Origin of the sequence: Rickettsiella endosymbiont of Aleochara curtula (assembly GCF_964030935.1) — a bacterium.
Lineage (GTDB): Bacteria > Pseudomonadota > Gammaproteobacteria > Diplorickettsiales > Diplorickettsiaceae > Aquirickettsiella.
In genome coordinates this window covers 1333839-1357706 of sequence record NZ_OZ034990.1, presented here as the reverse complement: position 1 = coordinate 1357706, position 23868 = coordinate 1333839, and the positions used below count along the sequence as shown (strand labels likewise).

The following is a 23868-nucleotide window of genomic DNA, read 5'->3' as shown; positions in this document are numbered from 1 at the left end:
GATGTATGCCTACTTCAATTCCACTACCACCTCCTTTTCAGAATTTTTTTAAGAAAAAAAAACGACCGCCCAACTTAAATCTTACATCAGGAAATAGATTATCTACTTCATCGGTTAGTTCTGCAGACACACTTTCACCATTTACCTCGACACAAAATTGCACCACACCTGAGATAATAGATTTTCTGAGCACATTAAGAATAGATGAGATTGAAAACGTAATAACTTATAATAATGGAGATTTTATAAAAAATGGTCAGAATGGAGTTGTTAAGACAGTTAACTTGTCTGCTCAAGGTAGAACTCGCAAACTTGTTAAAAAACAAGGAAGCTTCAGCGTGGAACATGAAAATAAGATGACTGAAGCTTTACAACAGGTTGTTACCAGTAATTTTCCATTTGATCTTTTTGCATTACCCGTTGCTCAAGGTTCAGTTGGAACGACTAATATCTTATATACCTGTTATCAAGAAATTGGCGATCTACAAACTCATGTAAATTATATTTATAACCAATATAATTCCAATCCTAGCGCTGTATTAAGTTATCTGTTTCAAGGATTTCAGCAACTTATAGAAGCAATTAATGCCTTAGATAGTTCTGAATTTAAAGACAAGAATAAACAAATTCATCATGGAATGATCCATAATGATATAAAACCAAGCAATATATTTCTTAAAATTAATGGTGACTTTATTTTAGGTGATTTTGGTTGTGCCTATTTTAAAAATGAAGCCGCACCTCAAATTAGTACATTTCTGTTTTCCGCTCCTGAGTTATTTATAAATAAAGATTTTTGTACAAAAAGTTTAAATAATCTTAATACAGATATATGGTCCTTAGGTGCAAACTTATGGTATTTAATAACTAATCAGTTATCGAGTCCCACTCCACCCAAGCCACTTAGTGACCTAGAAAAAATACTATTCTATAAAGGTTGGGCTGAAAATTATCCGACACAATGGCAGGCATTAACTGAAGATTGTTTAGATTTAACCGGCGAGCATTTGGTTAGACAGATTAAGGATACGATCGATAGTGACCTTGAAAATCTCCAAAAAAATTTGGATAGCGGGCAAAATACAGAACAAAAGAAGAAAATATTAAAAAAACTTGCATTACTTATGCAAGCACCTGAATCAGAACGACCTAAGGCCCTGGAGTTAAAAGAATTAATGGTTAGATTGGAAGACCATTTTGTTATTTATGGAGAGGCTGAGGAGTTTGCCGCTCAATTACTAGAACGCAAAAAAGATGAAAATCTAGTTTATCAAGAATTTCGAAATAGCAACAGATCGTCTTTTTCAAGATAAGAAATGTCGTTTATGTTTGCGTCGGTTTATATACACTTGTCGTAGAGAGATAGCCGCTAATACAATAAAAATTATTAATGTCCAGCCTGGCATACTTAAATTTAAAAAACGCCAGGTTGAGCTGCCACAATTGCTGGTCCCTTGAAAGAACAATTCCATAATTTTATGAAAATAGATAGAAGTGCTGTACTGCGCTATCGCCGCTTGACAACTGATTAACTGATCCGAAGGAAAATGCTCTAACCATAATTGACGACTCGCCACTACCGCACCGGCTGCCGCAAATAAAAAAGTTATAGTATGCAAAAAGCAGCGCGTTGCTGTTTCAAAATTAAACAACGCGCCCATTAAAAATAACAATCCTAACAAGGTAATGATAAACCGCTGTATGATACAAAGCGGACAAGGAATGATCCCAACTCTATATTGCAAATAGACCGCAACCGCTAACACTAAGGCGCAAAGAAAAAATGTGAATAAATCGATCCAGCGCGTAACGGGTAAATGCATATTCGGATCCCTACCGTTAGATTAAGGCTTGCTGTAAACTACTATACATTAACTAGTAAACTACACAAAGCTACACGTGATGAACAATTTATTGTTTCTATCGTATTTTAACTTGTTTTCCTATAGGAAATTATTTATGAGTCCTGTCAGTTAAAGGCTCGTTAAGCTTTATATACTCACAGCAATTAGATTTTAGGAATTTTAGTATGGCACAAAATGTAACACAAAAATTAATTAGCTCGCATAAGGTTGCAGGTGAAATGCAAGCAGGCGATGAAATTGGCCTGAAAATTGATCAAACCTTATGCCAAGATGCTACAGGCACGATGGTAATGCTGGAATGTGAAGCGATGGAATTGAATCAGACTAAAGCGGAAGTCTCAGTACAGTACATTGACCATAACCTATTACAAACAGATTTTAAAAATGCAGATGACCATTTATTTTTACTCAGTGCTTGTAAAAAATTTGGTCTATATTACAGTGGCCCGGGCAATGGTGTCAGTCATCCTGTACATATGGAACGTTTTGGAAAACCGGGAAAAACCTTATTGGGTTCAGATAGTCATACCTGTGCTGCGGGATCGATGGGCATGTTAGCCATTGGCGCAGGTGGATTAGAAGTTGCCATGGCTATTGCTGGTCATCCCTTTCATGTCACCATGCCGAAAGTCTGGGGTGTAAAATTAACTAATGCTTTGCCGGACTGGGTAAGCGCAAAAGATATTATTTTAGAATTATTACGTCGTCATAATGTTGATGGTGGAATTGGTAAAGTTATTGAATATTATGGACCGGGACTGCAACATTTGTCTGCGATGGATCGTCATGTCATTGCTAACATGGGTGCAGAACTGGGAGCAACTACCAGTGTATTTCCTTCCGATGAGATGACACGAGAATTCTTGAAATCACAACAGCGCGAAGCTGACTGGCAAGAGATTATTGCCGACCAAAATGCCCGTTACGATGAACATGACGAAATCGATCTTTCCAAGCTCGAACCTTTAATTGCCTTACCTTCTAGCCCAGGAAAAGTAGTTCCTGTCCAAGAAGTTGTTGGACGACCCATTTATCAAGCCATGATCGGTTCATCGGCCAATCCTGGCCTACGAGATTTCGCTGTTGCGGCAGAAATTGTCGCTGGAAAACAAATAGCTCCTGGTGTTTCATTTGATATAAACCCCACCTCACGCCAAATTTTAGAAAATATGGTGGAATTAGGAGTTTTAGAAAAATTAATTCGCGCGGGCGGTCGTATTCATCAAGCAGGATGTAATGGTTGTATTGGCATGGGTCAAGCGCCCGCCTCTGGAAAAATAAGTTTACGTACCGTACCAAGAAATTTTCCAGGTCGATCCGGAACCAAAGATGACCAAGTCTATCTCTGTAGCCCTGAAATTGCTGCGGCCTCGGCTTTAACGGGTGTTATCACCGATCCTCGCTCTCTCAAGGATAAAGTTTATCCACGCTTTAAAGAGCCACAAAAAATTATTATTAATACCACCATGTTGGTGCCACCCGCTGCAAACCCTGGTGAAGTAACATTAGCTAAAGGCCCTAACATACAACCCTTACCTATTATCCCGGCTTTAGCCGATAGTATTGAAGGCCCGGTTTTGATTAAAGTCGGTGATGACATTTCTACTGACACCATTTTGCCTGCAGGGGCAAAAATACTGCCTTTTCGCAGCAATATTGCTGGAATCAGCCAATTTGTTTTTGATCAAATTGATCCCTCCTATCCAAAACGCGCTTTAGAATATCAAAAAACCGGATCTATTATTGTTGGCGGTGAAAACTATGGCCAAGGTTCGAGTCGGGAACATGCTGCCATTGCGCCTCGTTATTTAGGTGTGCAAGCAGTGCTAGTGAAACAATTTGCACGCATTCATAGACAAAATTTAGTTAACTTTGGCATTTTACCTTTGGTTTTCACTAAACCTGCCGATTACGATACCATTGACCAAGATGATGTTTTATTAATTAAAGATATTCGTGAAACTATTCAAAAATCCGAGCAACTGACCGTTCATAATAAAACTAAAAATAAAGATTACATCGTTAAGTATCCTCTAAGTTCACGAGAACTAAAAGTATTGTTAGCGGGTGGCCTCATTAATTGGATAAAAAAATAAACGTTTTACTGGAAATAATCTTTAAAAAGTGTTTTCGGTGATTTTTTTTCATACAAAATATGATACACGCCTTCACAAAACGGCGCTTTAACACCATATTTTTTTATTAAAAAGAAAATATTTTTTGCAGTATCATAACCTTCTGTGGTGCCAATTGACTTTTTAGTTTCCTCTAAGCTTTGTCCTTGTCCTAAAGCTAAACCTAAACGACGATTGCGAGACTGATTATCCGTACAGGTTAATACCAGATCTCCAAGACCTGATAGCCCCAAGAAAGTATCCTGTTTTGCGCCTAATGTTAAACCGAGTTCAATCATTTCGGATAATCCGGAAGTAATCACTGCAGCTTTTGCATTAGCACCAAAGCCTAAACCTTCAGTCATGCCAACAGCAATTGCCAGTACATTTTTTATAGCACCGCCAAGTTCCACGCCAATAATATCTTGCGTTATTTCCACACGAAAATATTTTGTCTGAAATCTTAATGAAAGATCATGCGCAAAATCATAATTTTCCGACGCAATGCAGACAGCTGTAGGCAAACCCATAGCAACTTCTTTAGCAAAACTAGGCCCTGATAGCACAGCCATTTCTCTATGTCCTAATGTATTTTTAACCACTTCATTCAATAATTGATGCTTTTCAGCATCTAAGCCTTTACTTGCCCAAAGCAAGCGCTGGTTAGCCTGTAAAAAAGGCTGCATCTTTTTTAATGTTGTTTGAAAAGCGGCGCTTGGTACAACAATTAAAATATCCCGTGTTTCTGAAAGAACCGTTTGATAATCATCCGAACAAATGATATTAGAAGGGAAAACAATACCCGGCAGATAGCGCTCATTGGTTTTTTTAGTATTTATTTCGGTAACTTGTTGCTTTTCATAAGCCCATAAATGCACTTTTTGATGCTGACGAGCTAAATGAATAGCTAGAGCACTTCCCCAGGCCCCTGCGCCAATAATAGAGATAGGTAAATGAATATCAGGTAATTTTTCAGACATTGGATTTTCCATTATTAAGCTTCGTATATGGATTTAAGTTTATCATAGATGGTTTTAACTATTATCTAAAATCAACAAAAAGTTATTAAAAAGCGCCCGTATAATTTACTTATTGAAGTTTTGCGTTCACTGTTAAATTAAAAAGACATAATCGAAGTTAGGTTGAACTATTAAGACTAGCCAACCTGATAAGGCTAAATAAGGACCGAAAGCGATAGCTTTACGCAAGTTTTGTTTATTGAATAGATATAACCCTATACCAACGATAGACCCTACACCAGCGGCTATAAACAGGATATAAGGTAAGGCTTTTATGCCTAACCAAGCACCTAATAAAGCAAAGCATTTAAAATCTCCTTCTCCCATAGGCTCAACTTTAGCAAAAAAATGATAGCATTTGGCAAGTATATACAGAAAGAGATAAGCAAAACACGCACCCAAAATAGCGGCTTCTGGAGAAACAAAAGTCTGTGGTACGCTAAAAATTAAACCGCACCACAGTAAAGGAAAAGTGATCATATCCGGTAATAGCTTATGTTCAAAATCAATAAACGCTAAAATTATTAAACCCCAGGTTAAAATTAAGCCTGCAAAGGCTTGTAAACTTATTCCAAATTTGTCAATAACGATAAGCGAGCTTATTAACGTTAAAATTTCTATGAGAGGATAAACAAAAGAAATTCTTTCTTGGCAATAGGCACATCTTCTTTTTAAAAAAAAATAACTTAACAAGGGGATTTTTTGTAAAATAGTTAAATATTCATGACAATATGGACAATGCGAAAAAGGTAAAAATATATTAAAAGTTTTTTCATTGGTCTGAAGCGAGTCATCTGGGTTTAAAAGTTGCTGGGCATCTTTTCTCCATTGTTGCTGTAACATTAATGGTAAACGATATACCAATACCGTAAAGAAACTACCGAACAAAAGACTTAAAAAAACAAAACTAGCTATTAAAAAATATTGCATTTAAATAACACTTCCTAATTTAAATATAGGCAAATACATAGCGATAACCAAACCAGCTACCATTAAACCTAAAATAATAATTAATAGTGGCTCTAATAGTACCGATAGGTTGTCCGCAAAATAATTGATTTTTTCTTCGTAGAGATCAGCAGTATTGTTTAATATTTCGCTCAGACAATTAGCCATTTCTCCAATTTTAATAAGTTGCAATAAATCTAATGGCATGACTTTTTGCCGTGAAAAGGCTTGATAAAAACATTCACCGTCACGTATATGCTCACAGCTTACTAAAATAGCGGATTTATAAACAAAATTACTAGATATTTCAGCAATTAGCTGTAAAGCATCAACTAAAGGTAAACCTGCAGTTAGTGCGGTAGATAAGGCACGCGTAATACGAGCGATAATAATTTCAGAGATAATTTTATTAACAAAGGGTATTTTTAAATAAAGACTGTCGAGTTTATCATTTATAACAGAGTATTTTTTCTTTAAAAAAATAAAAATACTACTTGATATCAATAAAAGAAATCCGCAATAGCCACTAATAAATGCTACGTGTTTTGACAAAAAAATAACAATGCGCGTTATTAATGGCAATTGTGCGCCTACATCAGAAAAAAATTGTTCAAACTGCGGCACTACTCCCATCAATAGAGCCGTAAAAACCATAGTCGCTACTAGTAAAACTACCGCAGGATAGACTAACGCATGAATTATTTTGGCTTTTAATTTCATGCTTTTTTCTTGATATATTGCAATACGATCAAACATTAATCCCAAAGTAGCAGTTTTTTCTCCTAATGCAATTAGGCTGCAATGAAACTTATTGAAATAGGCTTTATTTTCTTGCAATGCTTCACTTAATGAAAATCCCTCTTCTAAAGCAGTGATTAATTTTCGTAAATATGCTTGTAGAAGGATATTGCAGATGCTAGTTTCTAATAATTGCAAGATTTGCAGCAATGGAACTCCTGCTCGCAGTAATCGTGCTATTTGACGAGTAAGAAGATAAATCTCTTGTATTTTCACGGGCTTAATAAATCGAATAATCCAACGAGTACGAATATAGCTTATAAAAATATTTTGACATTGCAACTCTAAACGCAGTTGATTCTTATCTCCAAAAAAAACTTTACCTTTACACGGTTTTCCTGTGCAAGTTACTCCTTTCCAGATATAGATTTTAACTATACTAAACATACATTTTAGTCTTTTATTACGCGCCTCATTTCTAATAAGCTTATCTCACCTTGTTTTAACTTTTCCAAAGCGGATAAATACAAAGTTTGCATCCCTTGTTTTTTTGCAAATTGATTAATTTCTAATGCGTTATTTTTCTGTAAAATTATTTTTTTAATGTCGTTAGTGAGTGTTAATACCTCAAAAATCCCAGTACGACCTTTATAACCATCTGTACATTGCAAACATCCCTTAGCAGTAAAAATTTTAATATCCGATGCAAGATTTAACTTTAACGAAATTTTTTTCGGCAATCTTTCTTCAATTTTACAATGCATGCATAAACGCCTGACTAAACGTTGTGCAATAATTAACTGTACTGAAGCTGCAATATTGTAATTAGGAATATTCATATTCTCTAAGCGAATCAGACTATCTGCAGCACTGTTAGTATGTAACGTTGATAAAACCAGGTGGCCTGTTTGAGCAGCCTTTATTCCTATTTCAGCCGTTTCCTGATCGCGCATCTCTCCTACCATAATAATGTCAGGATCTTGGCGTAAAAAAGCTCTTAACACGCAAGCAAAATTTAAACCTACGGCAGGATTTACATTAACTTGATTTATTCCCGATAAAATAATTTCTATAGGATTTTCGACCGTTGAGATATTAATCGTGGTTTTTTTTAAGAAACTTAAAGCGGTATAGAGTGTGATAGTTTTCCCGCTACCGGTAGGTCCTGTGACTAAAATCATACCATGGGGACTTGCTAAAGCTTTGATAAATTCCTTTTTTTGATTTTGGTTCATTCCCAATTTATCTACTTCTAATAACATTTTATTATTATCCAAAATTCTAATGACTAATTTTTCACCATGAATAGTTGGACAAGTACTCAATCGACAATCTACATTTCGACCGTTAATATCTTTTAATTGAAAACGCCCATCTTGCGGAATTCTTCGCTCGGCAATATCTAATTGCGCCATAATCTTTAAACGTGTGATAATTCGTGAAATTAAATCTTTAGGCAAAACAACCATTGAATATAATAATCCATCGATCCGAAAACGTATTTGCAATCGATTTTCATAAGGTTCTATATGAACATCAGATGAATTACGGTTAATAGCGTCAATCAAAAATTTATTGACATAATTTATAATAGTTAAATCGTCATTGCTGGAATTATTTAACGCTGCATCTAGATTATTTTCGTCTTTTTCGCGAGTTATTTGGTAACGGCTTAAACCAACTGCACTATTAATACCCGATTTTATTAAACCAGTGTCTTTTATTTTTTTTAATAGTTCTTGCAATTGTTTTTCGTCTGCAAGCTTATATTCCAGCAATAACCCGGTGGAAAATCGTATTTCGTCGAAAACTAATTGCTCAGTGGGATCAGCTATAGCTACGGTCAATTTTTTTTCATCATATGATATGGGTAATATTTTATATTTTAGTAATAAATTTTTATCTAATATACTAATTGGTATTTGCATTAAATCGATATTATCTAAGTCAATGTATGTCAGAAAAAACTCTGCGGCTAAAAGACGGGCTAAGTAGGAAGAATCTACCTTTTGTGTTTGGATTAAATAAGTTATAAAAGAAGTTTGCTGTTGTTTAGCATAAGCTATCATTTCATCAACAAATTCTTTTTTTAATCCGCAATCAAATATTAAATGCTGTAAAAAATTATTGATGGAAAAGTTTTCCATTTTTTTATATCCCTGGATTCGACCTTTACCAGTATAACGCAAATTACAAATAAAATGTATTGACACATTATTTTTTTAATGTTTATATTGATATTACTGAGTTAATGAATACCTTGCTGGTATAAGTTCTAGGGGTTAAGAATAGAAATATTTAAAAACAATAATAATTTCTATTTTTAGAACTTACTTATTTTCTTATAGGTAATGCTTAGGAATAAATTAAATGCAGAACTTATACTCACAGCAATTGGATGTTTGGCAGGGCGCCGCACGAATGAAACAACCGGAGTGTATTCATGATACATGAGGATTGCGAGTTGAGCGGCAACAGACAAAAGTTCAAGTGCGACGAGTATATATTATTGCTTTGATATATTCTTTCTAGTCTTACGCTGTTGGAAAGCATGGAAATCCAGCAAGGTTTCTTAAATTATCAGGACCTAATAGACCACTTGCATAACCCAGTGATGGGTTTGAGTTTGAGGCAGAGATAGTCAAGGGCCGGAGTTTACATGAGTAAATGAGGACCGTAGACTAGCGTCTAACAATGAAATCAAGTCTATCACGCAGGTTATGCAAGTGGTCTATACTTATGGGCGGATTAAACCAATCTATCATTCATATTTGGCATACTAGTCTTGAAGTCCATGCAAAAAAATATGAACTTTTTAAAAACTGGCTCTCACCTGAAGAAAAAATACGTGCTGAAAAGTTAGCTCTTCCTTATCAGCTAGACTTTATTATCTCCAGAGCTGTATTACGCGATTTATTGGCCTATTATTCTGAGCAATACCCGCAAAAGTTACAATTTAGGTATACAGATTCTGGTAAGCCTTTATTAATAAATTCTAAGCACCTCATAGAGTTTAATCTCTCCCACTCAAAAAATATTCTGGCTTATATTTTTACTATCAACACACCCGTAGGTATTGATATTGAATTTATAAATCCAAGAATACATCTTGACAAAATTGCTTATCGTTTTCTTCCTGCTTACGAATATGATCGATTGCAATTACTACACGGTATAAAGAAATTAGAGACATTTTTTAATGCTTGGGTAAGAAATGAGGCTTTAATTAAGGCAAAGGGACATACCTTGCAAACTCATCCCTATTCTAGGCATAAACTTTCCTTAGATCCTCAAGCAAATAATTTAGAATATAAAAAAGAAGAAATAAATCCTTTCTATGCTATTTCCAATTTATCTCTTTACCCAAATTTTGCAACTGCTATTGCTGTAAAAGACACTGAAAAGCCTATCCTTATAAAAAAATACACTAAAAGCATGTTTGGATTAAATAACCAAAAATAATGCCTAATATTTATCAAAACTCCATTAGCATAAAACGCACTACACCACATGTCGTATCATCAGCTTGCATTTCTGTCAAAGGATAATGCTGGTTTAGCGCCTTCAGATAGCGACGATTTCCATCGATAACGAGTTGCCTAAAGAGTAAGGTATTTCCAGGGTCTTGCTTTATTTTAGCTAAAATAAAAGCTGCATTATGTGCGACACAATCAGTATCTAATACAATAATACAGTTTTTAGGAAAACTTGGCCCTTGTGCGGTTTCCATACAATCATTCTCTACACGCAGTGCAAAAGCATCCGAGCTAAGCGGAATGTTAGTGCTTAAATACTTAGAGTAGGTTTTTGGTGAAATTTTTATAAATTGCAGGAATCGTTCTTTTACCTCTTGGGGCGTCAATAAGGGAACTTGATAGTAAGGCTGACTATTTTCATACTGATAAGCGCCTTCGGACTCTTCAGCTGCATGCTCATGATCGAGCCATCCATGAGGTTTATTAAAAACCTTCTCAATATGGCTAGCCAATCGATCGCCAATGTTTTTAATTGGGCTATTGCCTATTAAATGACTAATCTGGCTTTGTGACCTATCCAAATACTCAGATAAATCGGTAATCCCACCAACTGAGCGTGCTAATTTCCGTAAATTTTTCCGTCTAATATCTTTTATATTCATGCCATAGCTTTATTAAAGTTTTAGTGTTATGACCCATAGAGTAAACTTATACTTTGTTTAAAGTCCTATAAATGTCAAAAAAAGTAATATGTATGGTAATACATATTACCTTTTTAGATAAGTAGCGGCATAATTATTTTAATTTAACAACAAAATTACCTAGTTTTTTCTTAACTTTAAGCTTTTTTAGCGGTATATAATTTGGTAAACCTTTTTGATAGGGGGGATAAGCTTCACCCTGAATTAATGGGAGCAAATAATCCCGACAGCGCTGAGTAATATGAAAACCATCCTTGGTGATATAAGATCGAGGTAATTTTTTTTCCTGGTTAGCTACCGTAGATAATTTTGCTTCACCAATCGTCCATTGATAGCGCTTGCTTGCTGCTCTCACGATAGTAGGCATGACCGCATTTTTGCCTTTAAGAGCAAATTCAACGGCCACCTTGCCTAAGGCATAGGCCTGTTTAACATCAACTTCAGCAGCGATATGCCGTGCTGAACGTTGTAAATAATCAGGTAGCGCCCAATGATACTTATATCCTAATTTAGCTTTAACTAATTGCGCAATCACCGGAGCCGCACCACCTAACTGTTTATGTCCGAATGCATCGATAGTACCTGCTTCAGCTAAAAATTGTTGTTTGCTATCCCGAATCCCCTCTGCCAAAACAATAACGCAATAACCATATTTTTTTACGGTTTTATCCACTTGCTGCAAAAATAAAGCTTCATTAAAGATTATTTCAGGAAATAAAATAATATGTGGCGCATCTCCTTTTTTTTGCATAGCCAACCCACTTGCTGCCGCAATCCAACCGGTATGTCGGCCCATTACCTCCATGATGAACACTTTAGTCGAGGTTGCGCACATCGAAGCAACATCTAAACCTGCTTCTAATGTAGAAATAGCTATATACTTTGCAACAGAGCCAAAACCAGGACAATTATCAGTTACGGGGAGATCATTATCGACTGTTTTCGGGATACCTATGCAACTTAAAGGATAACCTAGTTTTTGGCTGAGCAAATAAATTTTATGCGCAGTATCTTGTGAATCCCCACCCCCATTATAAAAAAAATAACCGATATCATGCGCTTTAAAAACCTCCAGTAAACGTTCATATTCCGCACGATTTTCCTCTAAGCTTTTTAATTTATAACGACAAGAGCCAAATGCTCCTCCTGGCGTATAACGTAACCCAGCAATTGCTTTGCTGGTTTCTTTACTTGTATCAATTAAATCCTCAGTTAAAGCACCTATAATTCCATTACAGCCTGCATAAACCTTACCGATTTTGTTTTTATAGTGCCTAGCGGTTTCGATCACGCCACATGCGGTTGCATTAATAACTGCCGTTACGCCGCCTGATTGAGCATAAAACGCATTTTTCTTTGACATCCTGCGTATTCTCCAGGTAATTTAAAGTTAAATATACTCATAGCAATTGAATTTTTGAGAGTGACCCATGTTGTAAAGCAACCGAAGTGTATTAACATACCATGAGGATTGCTCTTGAGCGGCAACACACACAAAAATTCAAGTGCGAAGAATATAATACTTGAAACATTCACACTTTTTCTAGGCTAATATGCGACTTCATATTTTGGGCATCTGCGGGACATTCATGGCAGGCATTGCTTTAATAGCCAAGCAAAAAAACTTAGAAGTAACCGGCTCCGATGCGAATATCTATCCTCCGATGAGTATCCATTTAGCTGAGCATAAAATTCCGGTTTTTGAAGGCTATGATGAAAAAAATCTGTCTCCTCATCCCGACTTAGTCATCATGGGCAATACCATGACACGTGGAAACTCATGTGTTGAATATGTTTTAAATCAAAATATCCCTTATATTTCAGGGCCACAATGGCTAGCTGAAAATGTTTTAAGCAAATATCATGTTTTAGCAGTTTCAGGAACACATGGTAAAACCACGGTATCCGGCTTATTAAGTTGGATATTAGAATATGCTGGATTAAATCCTGGATTTTTAATTGGCGGTATTTCTAAAAATTTTGATAGCTCCGCTCGCTTAGGAAAAGATTTTTTTGTCATTGAAGCGGATGAATACGATACAGCATTTTTTGATAAGCGCTCGAAATTTATTCATTATCACCCTAAAACTTTGATTTTAAATAATCTTGAATTTGATCATATAGACATTTTCTCCAACTTAGATGCGATTAAAACTCAATTTTCTTATTTATTACGAACGGTACCTAGCCAGGGATTAATTGTTTGTCCAAAAACCGATGAAAATTTACAAAATGTCATATCACGTGGTTGTTGGTCGCCGATTGAGTACACAGGAAATGAAGGAAATAAAGATATAACTTGGCGAACCCAATTATTAAAAGCAGATGCTAGTCAATTTACTATCTATTATAAAAACAAAAAACAAGGTGATATAAATTGGTCGTTAATCGGGGATCATAATGCAGCAAATGCGGTTATTGCTGTAGCTGCTGCAAATCATATCGGTGTGAATCCAAGAGATGCAATTGCTGCATTGAATCAATTTCAAGGAATCAAACGCCGCTTAGAAATTTATAAGCAGGCCAATGGAATAACACTCTACGACGATTTTGCGCATCACCCAACTGCCATTGCCGCAACGCTTGCCGGTTTACGTAAAAAAATTGGAAATAAACGCATCCTAGTTATTTTAGAATCTGGTACGCACACGATGCGTTCTGGAATACATCGAGAAACGTTAGGTCCATCCTTACAGGATGCAGATAAAGTATGGCTAATGCGACCAAAGCAAGATTGGGGTGTAGAGCGCTTACTCGAAACAACCTCAACTCCTATTGTTATTTGCAACTCCATAGCGGATATCATCGAAAAAGTGGTTAGAGAAGCCAAAACTTCCGATCATATTGTGATTATGAGTAATAGCGCTTTTGATAACCTACATGAAAAATTGGCTCGGGCCTTAGATAATGAGTAACACCGCAACTCACTATCTCAAATCAGCTTTAACATTAGCAGAGATACGTCGGGGTTTTTGCGCACCAAATCCCTGCGTGGGTGCAGTATTAGTAAAAAATGCACAGCTCATCGCCAAAGGTTATCATCGGAAAAGTGGTTCGGCTCATGCTGAAGTAGATGCCATCAGTAAAGTTGATCCTTCTCTCCTCCAAGGCGCCACGTTGTATGTGACCTTACAACCTTGTTGTCATACTGCCAAAAAAACTCCTCCTTGCACTGATTTGATTATAAAAAGCGGCATCGTTAAAGTTGTTTATGGTTACCGAGATCCTAATCCTGCTGTAAACAACCACGCAGATAAAATACTACAAGATGCAGGGATAGAATGTATTCAACACCCTCTGCCTGCTATCGATAATTTTTATGCGAGTTATAGCTATTGGTGGAAACATAAAAGACCCTTTACTACGGCAAAATTGGCCATGAGTTTAGATGGAAAAATTGCCAGTCAACATGGAAAACCTATTCGATTAACGGGGGGTGAGGCACAACAATTTACGCATCAGCAACGTAAACAAAGTGATGCTATTTTAACTACAGCGAAAACAATTTGTTTGGACAATCCGTTATTAAATTGTCGTTTAGATGATGGAACATATAAAAAACCGCTTTATATTTTAGATACCCATCTCAGTCTACCGATTTCAGCAAAAATTTTTAATTCTACGGAATCTATTACTATTTTCCATGATGCCGATTTAAGCAAACAACAAAAACTACAACAACATGATATACGTTTCATCCCTATAAAAAGTGATAAAAAAGGCCTTGATTTACTTGCGATACTGAAGCAAATTGGCCAAGATGGAAAAATTGATTTGTGGATAGAAGCCGGAGGTGTTAATTTTCAAGCTTTCATCAAAGTCGGTCTATTGCAAAGAGCTTTTATCTATGTGGCACCATTATGGCTAGGAGAAAGTGCCCAAATAGCCTTTACTTCTCCAAACCCCTTAAAGGGGGCCATGCCGATTAATACCACTCATTTAGGTAGAGATACATGTTTTGAGTTTAAATGGAGGTAACAATAGGCGTATAATACTGTTCCAAACCAGCAATAATAAAACAGATGATAAAAACCTCTACATTCCCGAATATCGACCGTGCTTTACAAGACCTACGCCTCGGTAAAATGATCGTTTTATTCGATCATGAAAACCGAGAAAATGAAGGTGACTTAGTCCTTGCTGCTGATAAAGTGACACCCGAAGCTATTAATTTTATGGCCCAATATGGGCGTGGTTTAATCTGTTTAGCCCTAGTTGAAGAAGATATTAAGCGTTTGCAAATCCCTATGATGGTAGAGCACTCTACCAATCCTTTTAACACTGCCTTTACTGCGTCTATCGAGGCTGCAGCAGGTGTCACGACCGGCATCTCCGCCGCAGACCGTGCCCGTACCATTCAAGTAGCTATCAACCCCGAAAGCGGCCCTAGGGATATCGTCATGCCAGGCCACATTTTTCCTTTACGTGCCCGAAAAGGCGGTATTTTAGAGCGCATGGGACAAACAGAAGGTAGTACCGATTTAACCCGTTTAGCCGGCTTAAAATCTGCGGCGGTTATCTGTGAAATTATGAATCCTGATGGCAGCATGGCAAGATTCCCAGATTTGGAAAAATTCGCCAAGCAACATCAACTCAGTTTATTATCGATACGCGATTTAATTCAATACCGTCTTCAAACTGAATCTTTAGTCAAGGAAATTGCCTCTATTGGCTTGCCTACTGAAGATTATGGTGATTTGACAGTTAAATTGTTTGAAAGCTGCCTGGACAAGCATCATCATTTAGCACTCATTAAAGAAAAACCAGTAGTGTCCAATCAACCCACTTTAGTACGTATCCATTCAGAATGCTTTACTGGCGATCTTTTTGGCTCTGCCCGTTGTGATTGCGGTTGGCAATTACATGAATCTTTAGCACAAATTAGTCAACAAGGGGGTATATTACTTTATTTACGCCAAGAGGGTCGGGGTATCGGTTTATTGAATAAACTTAAGGCTTATGCCTTACAAGATCAGGGTCTTGATACTGTCGAAGCGAACCAAAAATTAGGTTTTGGCAGTGATGATCGAAATTATTGGATAGGCGCGCAAATGCTACAAAACCTTAAAATTTTGCAAGTAAAATTACTAACTAATAACCCACAAAAAATCATCGATTTAGAACAATATGGAATTGAAGTTGTTGAACGTATCCCTTTAATTGCGCAGCCTAATTCAACAAATCATACCTATTTAAAAACTAAACAAACCAAGCTCGGACATCTACTCAATTTATAAAAAAGGAGCATCCTATGCAAAAAATAAAAGAAATTATTGCTAAACCCTTACATTTCGATCAACCCACTGATGAATTTAATATCGCTATCGTAGTAAGTCGCTTCAATCAAAGTATTACCGAAGAATTACTGAATGGCGCCTTACAACGATTAACAGAATTGAATTTTCCTGAACAATACATCACTATTGTCAGAGTTCCTGGAGCAGTAGAAATCGGTCTTGCAGCTCAGCAAATAGCCATTTCTGACGAAAACTGTTTGGCTATCATCTGTCTAGGTGCCGTTATTCGTGGCGAAACCGATCACTATGACTATGTCTGTCAACAAGTGAGTTATGCTTGCCAGAAAGTTGCTTTGCAAGAATCTATACCGGTTATTTTTGGTGTGTTAACCACTGACAGTGAAGAACAAGCACTTGCTCGCATAGATGGAAAGCGCTGTCATAAAGGCCGTGATGCGGTGGATGCGGCGATGGAAATGATCTCGGTGCTAGAACAAATCGAAGCAGAATAATATACGCTTCGCACTTGAATACATGGGTGCCGCCTTAGCCAAACTTCGGCTCAGTCATTCAAGAGGTAAAAAATCGCCGTCGTGGCAAGCAAGTAGAATGAGTGTGGCTATCCATCGTATTTTCTGGATTGCCGCGCGCTAAGCGCTCGCAATGACGAGTAAATTACTTTAATACTTCATATCTTCAGGCACGAACGATACATCACGTCAATTAGAGGAAATATATTTTTCACGTCGAATAATATCCGTAGGAAAAGCATAACTTTTGACTAAAAGTGTAAAAACTTCATCTACCATATTGGGATTACCGCATAAATACACAATATCCTGTTTAGAATTCGGTTTAAGTTCACTAAATGCATTTAATACATAACCAGTATGCTCATAATTCGATGCCTCTTGCAATTTAACCCGACTATAATAAGCGTGAAATTCAAACCAAGCGTTCTTTTCTGCAAATGTAACAAACTCATCACGATACAATAAATCTTCCCGTTTACGCACACCAAATAATAAGATAACTTTAAAACAAGGACGCAATTTAAATCGATGTTCTAACTCAGCCAACATCGTTCGATAGGGAGTAACACCGGTGCCTGTTGCTACCAATATATAACGTTCTGGCATCTCATCACGCAAAACGAGTCGGCCAAAAGGGCCTGTGGCTGCGACTTTGTCTCCAGGTTTTAATGTGAACAAAAGCTCACTCGCAATCCCTGCTGGGACATACGAAGCTGCAAATTCAATTTTATTACTCGCTTGGTTTGATTTATTGGCGATACTATAGCTACGGCGTAGTACCTTTTCAGCGGTAGGTATATGCAAAGTAATAAATTGGCCTGGAATGAATTCAAAGCTCTCCCCCTCTTCATAGCGAAAAGTGAAATGCTTGACATCGGGAGCAATCTGCTCGCTGGTCTCGAGGATTAAATAAAATTCTTTTCGTGACATAATCCGCGTAGTCTAATCAGCTGAGCCGGTTTCGTCAAAATATTTTATGCTAAAACGAGCTTTGATATCCGCCAAAAAGCAAAATTAATCGCTAAACGTATTGTGGATACAGTTAAGAAGGTCCGGAACTTAAAGAACCAGGAGATTCTTCAAATTTATCTGAATTTAGCTTAGGCTCAACACCGATTGTTGAGTCATCCTTAAATTGTGTCTGATTCTTTATTAAATAATTAGCTTTAATATATTCAGTAATTTTTACTGCTAATAGTTCATGTAACCTTCTCGCTGGATGTAAGTCATCCCAAAAGATAGTATTTCTATTTAAGTAGTCTTTTTTAATAGCTCCTAATACTGAATTATTAATAGAAGTAAGTATAATTTCTTTATTAAATGATTTTTTATAGTGATCCACAACAGACTTAATAATATTAATAATCCAAAAATTGTGTATATCGTCCTTGTAAGCCAAGGTTATTATTTTACTTTCAGAAGGAAATTTTTTAATTTTTTCATTTAATTGATCTAAAGTCTCCTTTGAAAGATCAAATTTTTGTAACACAGGTTTAAAGTCATTTTTAATTAATTGGCCATCTTTTATGATATAACTAAAAAATCGATTGTCGGCCTTTTTGATAATAACTGCATTTCCAGCAGTGATATTTCCTAATGACAATAAGTCGCTTTCTTGACCTTCATTTTCAGGTAAATAGTAAACAGCGCAGCCAGCGGTAAAACCATGAGCTTCCGGATTTTGCAAAATTTCATCCAGTATAATTTCAATACCTATCATTTTTATATCGATATTTAATTTGGCTTGCTTTGTTACTTTATTAACAAATTGATCTAATATATTTCCATTTACTTCGTTTCTTATAATTTCTCCATCTTCAGAAAAAATTGCTTGTTGTGCTTTAGTGAGAGTAACATTTACTTCTTTTTTTAACTCGTTTTTAGATTTATTAATTATAAATTCTCCATTATTTTTAAAATAAATGGTCCGTTCTTTACCTTCACCGACAATTATAATAGCTTTTTCTACATTTTTTATAATTTCAGAGTCTAAATAATTTTTATCTTTAGATTGATAAATAGTGCAACAATCAAAATCTACATATTGATACTCATTAGCAAGCTCTTGCAATTTCAGATTATATTGTTTACATGCTTTTTGCATGGCATCCTTCTGCTTTTTAGATTTATTTGCAAAACGTGGTGTTTCGCTAATATCCGGTAAGCCAACCAATAACAGATGTTTTAAATACTTAGTGCCTGTTTTCCCATTCCTATTGGTCAAGATTCTTATGGTATTAATAATTCCTTGAACCGCCCTTGCAACTCCTTCTTCATCATAATATCCAAGCGTCACCAGATCATTAGCACCTGCAAAAATAATTCCTAGTGTTTTAGGGTCAAGTATGTTTTTGACTTTTTTTGCTTGTTTCTGAATATTCCCAAGAAAAAAACTTAAGATAAACCCTTTAATATGCTTAAAAAAACTCTTAATATTTCTATAGTCATACGTAGTAGCTCCTCCCTCTGCTACGTTTTTAAAATAGGTGGTTTTTTCTTGGGCTGACCATGTTGCTTTGTCTTTTAAAATATCATTAAAAACATTTCCAAACATATAGGCCCAAGTATGACCATTAGTAAAATTATCATAATCTGAATGATGCAAAGCCCATTTAAAAGGAAAGCAGCCGCATATATATTCATTATATTTTCTTTGTTCATCCGATAAACTATCTCCGATAAAAATACATCCGGTTATTTCAGCGAGAGCTCTTAGCAACGCATTTGACATACTTACTCTTATTATTATTTTAGGAAAGACTTTCTGATGAGAAATTATAATAAGAAGAGATTAAAGATTTATTAAATGATAAAAATTAATAGGCTAATTTTTCATAAAATAATTTTGAGCGATAGCTACATCTTGAGTAATTTGCTGCTTAAGCAACTCTAAGTTGTCGAATTTTTTTTCATCGCGTATTTTTTTTAAAAATTCAATTTCAATAAATCGCCCGTAGATATTTTGATCAAAATCAAATAAATGAACTTCTAATAAATTTTTTAAACCATTTACAGTAGGTCGTTTACCAATATTAGCAACTCCGGCTAATGGGGTTGATGCTAAACCATATACGTTGACAATAAATACGCCTTGTAAAGGTAGGGTCTGGCGATGTAATCCAATATTAACCGTAGGAAAACCGAGTAACCGTCCGCGTTGATCGCCATAGATAACACGGCCACTGAGTTTAAACGAGCGTCCTAATAATAATGCTGCTAATTTAAAATCAGCTTGCTTTACAGCATTTCTTACTCTTGAGCTACCTATACGCTCATTTTCAAATAGTACGGTTGGTGTAGAAAAAACTTTAAACCCGTATTCCTGGCCTAATTTTTGCAAAAAAGAAAAATCCCCTTGGCGTCCCTTTCCAAAACGAAAATCGTCACCGATTATTAAACCTTTAATACTCAATTTATCGATCAAAATTTTTTTAACAAATTCTTCTGCGCTGCATTCCGCTAAACGTTTATTAAAACCTAAGCAAAGGACGCGATCGACAGCTAAAGTTTGTAATAATTTAAATTTTTCCCGCAACCGCATTAAGCGTGCTGGGGCTTGATCTCGATAAAAAAACTCTTGCGGATGAGGTTCAAACAATATTACGCAAGTAGGCAGATTAAGTCGTGTACCTAATTCGATTAAAGCTTGAATTACCGCTTGATGTCCTCGATGTAAGCCATCGAAATTACCAATAGTCGCGACACAAGCTTTATGTCTAGGTTTTATATTATGAATATTGCAAATAAGCTCTGTCATGACTGGGCTTTTAAATCATGGTAACGCAAACCAGTTATCCAGAGCGTAGCAATATAAATAATAATTGAAGTGATACCCAGCAAGAAAATATGTGAAAAACGTTGCTGCCAACCCCAATTTATCCAAACAGAGGTAGCGGCTGGCGCCCAGTACAAAAATAAACCCAATGCACTGTTAGCTAATAACAATTGTAATACAAACTTTAGCCATCCAGATTGCCATTGAAAAACTTGGCGCGCTTGCAAGCACCATAATAACAATCCCGCATTCAACCAAGCCGATAATGAACTTGCCAAAGCTAAACCTGCATGCTTGAGCGGGAAAATTAATAAGGCATTAAAAACCATATTCGCGACCAGGGCAATAATCCCTATTCTAACCGGTGTCCTTATATTTTGTTGTGCATAAAAAGCTGCTGCCAATACCTTAATCAACATAAATGCTTGTAAACCAACGGAGTAAGCTATCACACTACGTTGTGTCATAAAGACATCATGGATAGTAAATTTTCCATAATGAAAAAGCGTAACAATCAGCGGTCCCGATAAAATCAACATGGTTAATGAAGCAGGAATTCCGATCAATAAATTACAACGTAAGCCCCAATTTAATGTGCTAGCAAATAATTTTGGTGATTTTGCTGCATGCTGGCGAGAAAGATGCGGCAAAATGACCGTCATTAAAGCCACTCCAAACACGCCTAGTGGAAAATAAGCCAGTCTATCGGAGTAATAAAGCCAAGTGACGCTGCCTGCAACTAAAAAGGAAGCAAAAACGGTATTAAGCAATAAGCTGATTTGCCCGATTGAGGAACCAAACAAAGCCGGCAACATTAGCTTTAATACTTTTTCCACGCCAGGATCGCGCCATTTGAAACGCGGTCTTTGTAATAATTTTAGACGATGAAGAAAAGGTAATTGAAAGCCTAATTGTAAAAATCCAGCGAGCAATACACCCCATGCCTGGGCCTCTACCGGTACTTTAAAAAAACGCGTCACACCAAACGCAGTCATGATTAAAGAGATATTTAATAAGGCGGGTGTAAAAGCGGGCACCCAAAATTGTCCGTAACAATTTAAAGTCGCACCCACTAATGCGGTTAATGAGATCAACATCAAATATGGAAAGGTTATCCTTAACATCTCTGTTGCTAATTGAAAACGGTAAGGGTCTAAGCCTGGAGCAAATAAACTAACCAAGCCTTTACTTCCTAGAACACCTAGAATACAAATTCCCAGTAAAATTAAGCTTAATGTCCCAGCAATATGCGCCACAAATTGCTGCACTTGTTCCTGTGAGCGAGTTTGCTTATATTCAGATAAAGTGGGAATAAAAGCCGTAGAGAAAGATCCTTCGGCAAATAATCCACGCATGAAATTAGGAATTTTAAACGCAATATAAAAAGCATCGACTGCTGCTGTCGCGCCAAAAATTCTAGCAGCGACCATATCTCGAACAAAACCTAAAATCCGAGAAATCAAGGTCATCGACGCAACAACAGAGGTTGACTTAAAAAGTGCCTTACTCATCGGTTCTCTAACCACATTTCAACAATTAATTGAGCAGCAAGACTGTCGATAGATTTTTTTTTCAGGGCTTTATACCCACCCGCAGCAAAAAGCCGTGAGCGCGCCTCAACGGTTGTTAACCTTTCATCAATAGGAAAAACGGGCATTTGAAAACGATCTTTTAATTCCATTAAAAAATCTCGTGCTAAGTGGGTTATCGGTTGTTCTGATCCATCCATATTTAATGGGATGCCAACTACCAATACATCAGGTGACCAAACCTGTAACAACTGAGCAATTTCTTTCCAGGGGGGTTGACCATTTTTCACGTTTAAACTTGTCAATGGTTGAGCCAATGCAGGCGATGTTTGCCCTACCGCCACGCCAATATATTTCGAACCAAAATCAAATCCTACAACGGTCTTAATTTCAGGCATGGCCACCCATATATGCTAGTTTAGTGACATCTACGCCTAAATAGTTCATCGCTTTTACCCATCGTTGTTCGAAGGGAATATCAAACAATATATTAGGAGTCGCAGGCAAAGTTAACCAAAAATTATTAACAATTTCTTGTTCCATTTGACCAGCTATCCAGTTTGCATAGCCTAATGAGAAAATAAACTTATCAGGCCCCTGCTGCTTAGCAATCGCGAGTAAAATATCCTTAGAAGTAGTTACAGAAATTTCACTGTTCATTTTAAGACTAGATTGCCATTCACCCACAGGGGCATGTATCACAAAACCCCGCTCAGGATGTACGGGTCCCCCACATAATATTGGAAAATCTGCCCCTACAATGTTGTTTTCTGACTCCTCTGTCTTGGCATTGGTGATGTCTTGTAATATTTCGGAAAGATTAACTCGCAAGGATTGTAAGGGCTGATTAATAACAATACCCACTGCTCCCTTTTCTGTATGCTCACAAATATACACCACGGAGCGATTAAAATAAGCATCCGTTAAAACCGGCATAGCCACTAAAAAGTAATTTGTAAAATAATGTGTCGTTTGTATCATTAAACCCTTCTCGACTAAAATCTGCTCGTTAATCATAGCATCCGCTTTCATATCCAACCTAGTCTTTAAGTTAAAATGATAGCCTCCTTATTCCCACCCTTTAAGATCTGAGAAATATCTGTCCATCATGATACGATACTAAGCGTTATCACGTTAAGCAAAAATTTAGAATGAAAGAGGAACCTATGAACATCAAATTTCGCGTAGGCCATGGTTACGATGTCCATGCTTTTGAAAGAGGGGACCACATAACATTAGGAGGGGTCAACATTCCCTATCGAATGGGACTTAAAGCCCACTCAGATGGTGATGTCGCCATTCATGCTCTAGTGGATGCATTATTAGGAGCTTGTGCCTTGGGTGATATAGGTCACCATTTTCCTGATACTGATGAGCGATGGAAAAATAAAGCTAGTCGAGTGTTCCTACAAGCAACTGCCCAAATGTTGCACGAAAAAAATTGGTCTATTAATAATGTAGATATCACCATCATCGCAGAAGCACCCAAGCTTAAGGATTATTTAGCAGCAATGCGATTTAATTTAGCACAGGATATGAAAATCGATCTGGATCAGATCAATGTAAAAGCAACCACCACAGAAAAATTGGGTTTTATTGGCCGCCAAGAAGGGATCGCAGCAACCGCGATCGCTCTTCTTCAATACAGATAATTTTTTATGGTACCGAGAGTGGGACTCGAACCCACACGATGTCACCATCACCGGATTTTGAGTCCGGCGCGTCTACCAATTCCGCCATCCCGGCAACAGCCGCCCAAGTATAACAAAGTATTTTTTAGGATCAATCTTTATCATAAAGACCCCCTATAATTAATCAACAGGTCTTCGAAACCATCCCATATTAAACCTCGTGCTAAATGCAAAAAGATATGTATCTTGCTTAAAACTTAGCGTGAATGCTTCTCTAATAATTTAAAAATACTTTCTATCGA

21 protein-coding genes and 1 tRNA gene are annotated in these 23868 nt (G+C 36.6%); 8 read left to right on the top strand and 14 right to left on the bottom strand.

Translation table 11 applies throughout. The features are described 5' to 3' along the window. Positions 1 to 5 precede the first annotated feature (5 nt). Positions 6 to 1313: a serine/threonine-protein kinase gene (locus tag AAHF87_RS06060; RefSeq protein WP_342147615.1), complete on the top strand. Its 1308-nt coding sequence runs from the start codon at positions 6 to 8 to the stop codon at positions 1311 to 1313. On the opposite strand, the gene AAHF87_RS06055 is transcribed toward AAHF87_RS06060, so the two are convergent. After that, positions 1305 to 1823, bottom strand: a complete 519-nt coding sequence (locus AAHF87_RS06055; protein WP_342147614.1) for a disulfide bond formation protein B — start codon at positions 1821 to 1823, stop codon at positions 1305 to 1307. The two genes, AAHF87_RS06060 and AAHF87_RS06055, sit on opposite strands and share 9 nt — an antisense overlap. A gap of 206 nt (positions 1824 to 2029) precedes the next feature. On the opposite strand from AAHF87_RS06055, the gene AAHF87_RS06050 reads away from it, so the two are divergent. Beyond that, the gene (locus AAHF87_RS06050; RefSeq protein ID WP_342147613.1) at positions 2030 to 3961 is read left to right on the top strand and encodes an aconitate hydratase; all 1932 of its coding nucleotides are present in this window, start codon (positions 2030 to 2032) and stop codon (positions 3959 to 3961) included. Between the two features lie 5 nt (positions 3962 to 3966). Here AAHF87_RS06050 and AAHF87_RS06045 read toward each other — a convergent pair whose 3' ends face one another. From AAHF87_RS06045 to AAHF87_RS06030, 4 genes are all read right to left on the bottom strand, one after another. Then, a complete protein-coding gene (locus AAHF87_RS06045) occupies positions 3967 to 4959 on the bottom strand; it encodes an NAD(P)H-dependent glycerol-3-phosphate dehydrogenase (protein ID WP_342147612.1) in 993 nt (330 codons plus the stop codon). 132 nt (positions 4960 to 5091) lie between these two features. Continuing rightward, entirely contained in the window at positions 5092 to 5928 is an 837-nt protein-coding gene (locus tag AAHF87_RS06040) for an A24 family peptidase (protein ID WP_342147611.1), read from the bottom strand. Continuing rightward, complete coding sequence (locus tag AAHF87_RS06035; protein WP_342147610.1) at positions 5929 to 7131, bottom strand: type II secretion system F family protein; 1203 nt, start codon at positions 7129 to 7131, stop codon at positions 5929 to 5931. It abuts the gene before it with no gap. Between the two features lie 5 nt (positions 7132 to 7136). After that, positions 7137 to 8831, bottom strand: a complete 1695-nt coding sequence (locus AAHF87_RS06030; protein WP_342147609.1) for a GspE/PulE family protein — start codon at positions 8829 to 8831, stop codon at positions 7137 to 7139. Positions 8832 to 9423: 592 nt separating this feature from the next. On the opposite strand from AAHF87_RS06030, the gene AAHF87_RS06025 reads away from it, so the two are divergent. Next, positions 9424 to 10146, top strand: a complete 723-nt coding sequence (locus AAHF87_RS06025; protein ID WP_342147608.1) for a 4'-phosphopantetheinyl transferase family protein — start codon at positions 9424 to 9426, stop codon at positions 10144 to 10146. A gap of 13 nt (positions 10147 to 10159) precedes the next feature. Here the strand turns inward: AAHF87_RS06025 and AAHF87_RS06020 are convergent, their stop codons facing one another. Together AAHF87_RS06020 and AAHF87_RS06015 are read right to left on the bottom strand one after the other, a co-directional pair. Continuing rightward, positions 10160 to 10822, bottom strand: a complete 663-nt coding sequence (locus AAHF87_RS06020) for a LexA family protein (RefSeq protein WP_342147607.1) — start codon at positions 10820 to 10822, stop codon at positions 10160 to 10162. A 133-nt stretch (positions 10823 to 10955) separates the two neighbouring features. Next, complete coding sequence (locus AAHF87_RS06015) at positions 10956 to 12224, bottom strand: 6-phosphofructokinase (protein WP_342147606.1); 1269 nt, start codon at positions 12222 to 12224, stop codon at positions 10956 to 10958. A gap of 226 nt (positions 12225 to 12450) precedes the next feature. On the opposite strand from AAHF87_RS06015, the gene mpl reads away from it, so the two are divergent. The 4 genes from mpl to ribH are packed head-to-tail and all read left to right on the top strand — an operon-like array spanning position 12451 to position 16610. Further along, positions 12451 to 13776, top strand: coding sequence for a UDP-N-acetylmuramate:L-alanyl-gamma-D-glutamyl-meso-diaminopimelate ligase (gene mpl, locus AAHF87_RS06010; protein ID WP_425288002.1), 1326 nt, complete (start codon positions 12451 to 12453; stop codon positions 13774 to 13776). Continuing rightward, positions 13769 to 14839, top strand: a complete 1071-nt coding sequence (gene ribD, locus AAHF87_RS06005; RefSeq protein WP_342147604.1) for a bifunctional diaminohydroxyphosphoribosylaminopyrimidine deaminase/5-amino-6-(5-phosphoribosylamino)uracil reductase RibD — start codon at positions 13769 to 13771, stop codon at positions 14837 to 14839. The genes mpl and ribD overlap by 8 nt, the downstream gene beginning before the upstream one ends. A 44-nt stretch (positions 14840 to 14883) precedes the next feature. Further along, on the top strand, positions 14884 to 16098 hold the full coding sequence (gene ribA / locus AAHF87_RS06000; RefSeq protein WP_342147603.1) for a GTP cyclohydrolase II: 1215 nt from the start codon (positions 14884 to 14886) through the stop codon (positions 16096 to 16098). Positions 16099 to 16112: 14 nt separating this feature from the next. After that, complete coding sequence (gene ribH / locus AAHF87_RS05995; protein WP_342147602.1) at positions 16113 to 16610, top strand: 6,7-dimethyl-8-ribityllumazine synthase; 498 nt, start codon at positions 16113 to 16115, stop codon at positions 16608 to 16610. A 207-nt stretch (positions 16611 to 16817) separates the two neighbouring features. Here the strand turns inward: ribH and AAHF87_RS05990 are convergent, their stop codons facing one another. From AAHF87_RS05990 to AAHF87_RS05965, 6 genes are all read right to left on the bottom strand, one after another. Further along, the gene (locus AAHF87_RS05990) at positions 16818 to 17561 is read right to left on the bottom strand and encodes a ferredoxin--NADP reductase (protein WP_342147601.1); all 744 of its coding nucleotides are present in this window, start codon (positions 17559 to 17561) and stop codon (positions 16818 to 16820) included. Between the two features lie 112 nt (positions 17562 to 17673). Further along, positions 17674 to 19362, bottom strand: coding sequence for an SGNH/GDSL hydrolase family protein (locus AAHF87_RS05985; protein WP_342147600.1), 1689 nt, complete (start codon positions 19360 to 19362; stop codon positions 17674 to 17676). A gap of 93 nt (positions 19363 to 19455) precedes the next feature. Beyond that, positions 19456 to 20388: a bifunctional riboflavin kinase/FAD synthetase gene (gene ribF, locus AAHF87_RS05980; protein ID WP_342147599.1), complete on the bottom strand. Its 933-nt coding sequence runs from the start codon at positions 20386 to 20388 to the stop codon at positions 19456 to 19458. Next, a complete protein-coding gene (gene murJ, locus AAHF87_RS05975) occupies positions 20385 to 21917 on the bottom strand; it encodes a murein biosynthesis integral membrane protein MurJ (RefSeq protein ID WP_342147598.1) in 1533 nt (510 codons plus the stop codon). Before murJ ends, ribF begins: the two co-directional genes overlap by 4 nt. After that, entirely contained in the window at positions 21914 to 22333 is a 420-nt protein-coding gene (ruvX, locus tag AAHF87_RS05970; RefSeq protein WP_342147597.1) for a Holliday junction resolvase RuvX, read from the bottom strand. Before ruvX ends, murJ begins: the two co-directional genes overlap by 4 nt. Beyond that, positions 22326 to 22967, bottom strand: a complete 642-nt coding sequence (locus AAHF87_RS05965; protein ID WP_342147596.1) for a YqgE/AlgH family protein — start codon at positions 22965 to 22967, stop codon at positions 22326 to 22328. Before AAHF87_RS05965 ends, ruvX begins: the two co-directional genes overlap by 8 nt. Before the next feature lie 134 nt (positions 22968 to 23101). Here AAHF87_RS05965 and ispF point away from each other — a divergent pair, with 134 nt between their 5' ends. Then, positions 23102 to 23587 (top strand): 2-C-methyl-D-erythritol 2,4-cyclodiphosphate synthase, encoded by a 486-nt coding sequence (gene ispF / locus AAHF87_RS05960; protein ID WP_342147595.1) that lies wholly within the window; start codon positions 23102 to 23104, stop codon positions 23585 to 23587. Positions 23588 to 23594: 7 nt separating this feature from the next. Here the strand turns inward: ispF and AAHF87_RS05955 are convergent. Next, positions 23595 to 23681 (bottom strand) — tRNA-Leu (locus AAHF87_RS05955). Between the last annotated feature and the right edge of the window lie 187 nt (positions 23682 to 23868).